Annotated in this window: 4 protein-coding genes; 3 read left to right on the top strand and 1 reads right to left on the bottom strand. The window is 36.7% G+C overall.

Features of this window, described 5'->3' with window-relative positions; genetic code table 11:
• The first annotated feature begins 445 nt into the window (after positions 1 to 445).
• The 3 genes from U9Q18_06850 (at position 446) to U9Q18_06840 (ending at position 2,513) form a co-directional block, all read left to right on the top strand.
• Positions 446 to 1,051: a hypothetical protein gene (locus U9Q18_06850; protein ID MEA3314077.1), complete on the top strand. Its 606-nt coding sequence runs from the start codon at positions 446 to 448 to the stop codon at positions 1,049 to 1,051.
• Positions 1,052 to 1,195: 144 nt separating this feature from the next.
• Positions 1,196 to 1,885, top strand: a complete 690-nt coding sequence (locus U9Q18_06845; protein MEA3314076.1) for a hypothetical protein — start codon at positions 1,196 to 1,198, stop codon at positions 1,883 to 1,885.
• A 139-nt stretch (positions 1,886 to 2,024) separates the two neighbouring features.
• Complete coding sequence (locus U9Q18_06840) at positions 2,025 to 2,513, top strand: hypothetical protein (protein MEA3314075.1); 489 nt, start codon at positions 2,025 to 2,027, stop codon at positions 2,511 to 2,513.
• A gap of 192 nt (positions 2,514 to 2,705) precedes the next feature.
• Here the strand turns inward: U9Q18_06840 and U9Q18_06835 are convergent.
• A partial coding sequence (locus tag U9Q18_06835) for a site-specific DNA-methyltransferase (GenBank protein MEA3314074.1) occupies positions 2,706 to 4,154 on the bottom strand: 1,449 nt, incomplete at its 5' end.

The raw sequence follows: 4,154 nt of genomic DNA, 5'->3' as shown, positions 1-4,154 counted from the left end.
TAAAAGGAGAGAAAATATTTGAGGCATACGCAGAAAATAAGACGCTTGCGGCATATCGAATATTCTTCCATTATGGTCCAGGGAAAAAAATAATTACAATTTATTCTATCCAACCACACCCATAAAACTTATTAGTGTGCTATATATGAAAAATAATTTGATAGCAACCCAATCCAGCGGACTTTGTCTGCGGCAAAACCGCTGATTTTTGTGTTAAACTTGCAAAATGTGGGAATTTTCCTTCCAACAAATTTTTTAAAAGAATCTACCCAAAAATTTGACAAGCATACGAAGCTATAACATAATATGAATAAAATAAATGTTGAATGTTGGTGATTAATTATGGTTGTCAAAAAAGCAGATAATAACTCGATAAAAGTGCACGAATTTTTCAGATGCACTCAATTTAAAGAAGTTAATTTCTCATGGTGACTGGGGTATAATCATGGATTCCAACATAATCGCAGCCTTCGCAAGTTTAGTTGCGGCCCTTGCGGCATTAACCGCTGCTCTCATAGCGTGGCAGCAAGGTCGGCAAACAGAAAAAGCACTTAATCTGAGTTTGGCGGAAAGCAGGCCAATATTATGCCTTGATATCGCAGGTGAAAAATTGCCATCCGATCTATCAAGAGTAAAGTTCGTTGTAAGAAATTCCGGCCCAATTCCAGCCAGATTGATTTACAAGTCAACTCAACCATGGGTAAATGGCGAAACGGAAAAATCAACAATGCATGCTGATGTGGATATTGTTTTACCAGGTGAAGACCATATTATTTCATCTTTTGATTTAACAGGTGAATTGCCAGCACAAGTTATAAATGGGGATGTCAGCCTGAAATATGCAATAGCAATACTATACGGTCCAACAACGAGAAATGATAAGCGCAGGTGGATAACTGATGCATGGGTAGCATTTAGCTGTAGAAAAAAAGCTTTTGCTTTGAGAAAACGTGACGAAATTGAAGTTGATTCGAGAATGATGAGTTGCAACCTAAAGGATCTGGAGCCAGAAGATTGGTTACAATGGCAACCTCCGTCTTTGAACCAATAGAGTGAAGATCCAAAAACAATACCGAAATAGTAATACCGAAATAGGGGTCTATCATTCCCTCCATAAAATTTGACAAGCATACGAAACTACAATATAAACATAATATGAATAAAAGTAAATGTTAAGCCCAAAAGGATAGACACTATGAGCAAAATGGAAGAAATCATAAAGAATGAAATAGACAACCTTGTTGATGTAGGAAACAAAATTGTCAACAAAGCCATTTCCATTGGTAGCGAGATGGAAGGAAAAGAGCTCGCCGAAGTTACTTCTTGGGTTACAAGATTGGGGCAACTTATTAGAAAGCTCTACGGAACTGACAGTCAGCAATTTTCAAACTATACACAAGCTTTGAATACAAAGAATTTCTACTTTATCCATAGCAACTGGAGTGCTCAGATATCGCAGATGCTCGGCATAGCGATTTCCGTGAAACATGATTATGAGAAAGGTCTACTGGTTAATATCAGGGCTCTTGTACAGGCAGATATCTTCGCAGATTTTTTAGAGATGGGTGAGTATCTGCTGAAAAAAGGTTATAAAGATGCAGCAACAGTAATAATAGGTACTGTATTGGAAGATAGTTTAAGGAAGTTATGTGACAAGAATGGCATTTCTACCAACGGGGGCAACGGGATACCACTAACTATTGATCCTCTTAATGCAGCTTTGGCCAAAGCTGATGTATATTCAAAGCTTGTTCAGAAGCAAATCACAACATGGGCTCATGTCAGAAATAAGGCGGCTCATGGTGAATACCAAGAATACGATAAGAATCAAACAGAAATGATGTTGCTTTTCGTACAGAATTTTGCTGAACAATATTTAACATGAGGTATAACAAGGCTATTTCAGCCGACCCCTCATCCCCTTGGTGTTTCTTATTAAATAAAATTTGACGAATATACGAAATTACATTACAAATATAATATGAATAAAAGTAAATGTTGGGCGGTTAAAGAGAAATAATTTTATGCCAGAATATAGTACAGGATTCAGCGAGAAACTCATTGATGCTGCCCAGATTATTATGGATATCGGCTTGGATTCAATGGATGCAAAGCGTACCGTTCTCTACCTCAGTTTGCTTTCGTGCGAAATTGCGTTAAAAGCTATTCTTGAAAGAGCAGGGAAATCGGTTGCTGAAATAACGAGATGCTCCCATAATTTCAAAAAACTCCTGGCTCTTTTAAGCACATGTCAAATTGAGGTGGAAATTTCGAATGGCCACCTCAAATGGGTGCCAGCAGTTAGAATTCGATCCGTCAAGGTTGATTCATCGTATTGGAATGCAACTTTGGGGAACTTGCTTACAGCTAATGATTTAGGTTTTTCGCAATATCCGAATCAGATACGATACGGGGATTCCTTGAGGCACTATCCGCCAGAGATGATGCTAAAAGCAGCCAAGAAAACGCTTGAATGGGTAAATAATTACTGGAATCGAATACGCATCGCCTAACAAAAACATTGAGATGAGTTGGTAAAAAATGTGCTCCCTTCGGTCGCTCCACTTTTCTCAGCCCCTCAGCTTGATGTTATGTGAGAAAATTACTCATACGGCTAATTGAATTATTGCAAGAGTCTACAAAAAGTAATAGGTTATTAATAAATCTTTCAGGAGATACGGAAAATGAAAATAAAGGTTGCTTTTTCAATAGCCTGGAAAGATTTGATCCTTTTTGTTTAATGTTTTGTTAGGCAATATTATGTCTATTGTCTGGAGCGTGTCTTGTCCCAAAATATCCACAACTCTTACTGCTATTTTGTATTTACCAGGCTGTTCATAAGTATGTGGCGTAGAGGTGAGTTCTAATTCTGGATTTTTCTTTGTTCTGAATGACTGCCACTCGTTCTCAAAGATATAATTGCCTGTCCAGACTTCTTTTGTCTCCCCATTCCTTTTAATTCTGATAATTTCTTTTTTGCTCTGATAGTCAAAATCTATTGCCCAATAATCAATCCAATCTGTCCATTTTTTAGTTAATACTTCTCTTATTAAAATTCCATCCTTATCCTTTGTGAGTCTCACAATGTTCCCATCTTCAATCACAACTTTGTTGCTTCCTTTTTTCATAGCTTGTTCAATCTCTTCTAAATCGTCTTGAGTAAAAGAAGTAATAAAATCTTTTAGTTTAATTTTTACTGTTTTATCTTTTATAATTGGTTCAACTTCCAGATAGGCAACATCATAGAATTTCACCTGTCCCTTTTCTACTGCTCGTCTATCAAATACCTCTCTTGGAATGTTCTTTAATTTTAGATTTACTCCTGCATCTTTCATTTCCTGTTCAATATAAGGGTGTAATCCCATCTCAAATTCAAATCCTAAAACATCTACATTGGTAATCAGTTTTTCCTGACACTCTTTATAAATATCATCAATGATTGCCTTAGTTACAGGAAAATCTATCGGACCCACATAAACAAACCGCTGTGCTTTCTGCCCATGCAAAGTTTTAAATCCTTCAATTCTTTTTGCCTTATATCCTTCTAAAATAAGGTTTATGTATTGCTCTTGTTTTTGTTCAAGCTGTCGCTGCTGCTCTTCTTCTGGCAAATCGGTATTAATACCAAGGAAATACTTTCTTTCATATTTACCAAGATTCAGGATTTCAAATGCTCTATATGGTTTATTTTCTCTTTTTGACCGTCTTTGCACCTCAATCATTCTTTTTCTTGTAGTGTGAATAGCGAACCTGCCCAAGTCTGCACAAATCCATTTTCTGCCCAGTTTTTCTGCTACAGCACAGGTTGTTCCACTACCACAAAAGAAATCCGCTATTAGATCACCTTCGTTAGAAGATGCTTTAATGATGCGGGTAAGGAGTCTTCCGGGCTTCTGGGTAGCATAACCTAACACTTCACCAGGATATTTAGATGCTTGATGAATATCAATCCAATAATCTTCTGGAACTTTTCCTTCAATATTTAATTTAATCTCCTCGAAGTCCATCCCTCCTGCAGCTTTCATTTTTCTATTCTGCCTATCTATGCTTTCTGGGGAATACGGAATCCTAATATCATCATAGTTAAATATTAAATTTGATGATTTTGAATACCTTGAAATTACATCATGTTTTTTGGGAAAGTCTTTTGAAAC

The organism is Caldisericota bacterium (assembly GCA_034717215.1).
In the GTDB taxonomy this organism is placed as follows: Bacteria; Caldisericota; Caldisericia; order Caldisericales; family Caldisericaceae; genus UBA646.
This window is presented reverse-complemented; position numbering and strand designations above follow the sequence as displayed.

Coding starts and splice junctions, on each gene's coding strand:
- U9Q18_06845 (MEA3314076.1), top strand. CDS start 1,196: ATGAGCAAAATGGAAGAAATCATAAAGAATGAAATAGACAACCTTGTT.
- U9Q18_06840 (MEA3314075.1), top strand. CDS start 2,025: ATGCCAGAATATAGTACAGGATTCAGCGAGAAACTCATTGATGCTGCC.
- U9Q18_06850 (MEA3314077.1), top strand. CDS start 446: ATGGATTCCAACATAATCGCAGCCTTCGCAAGTTTAGTTGCGGCCCTT.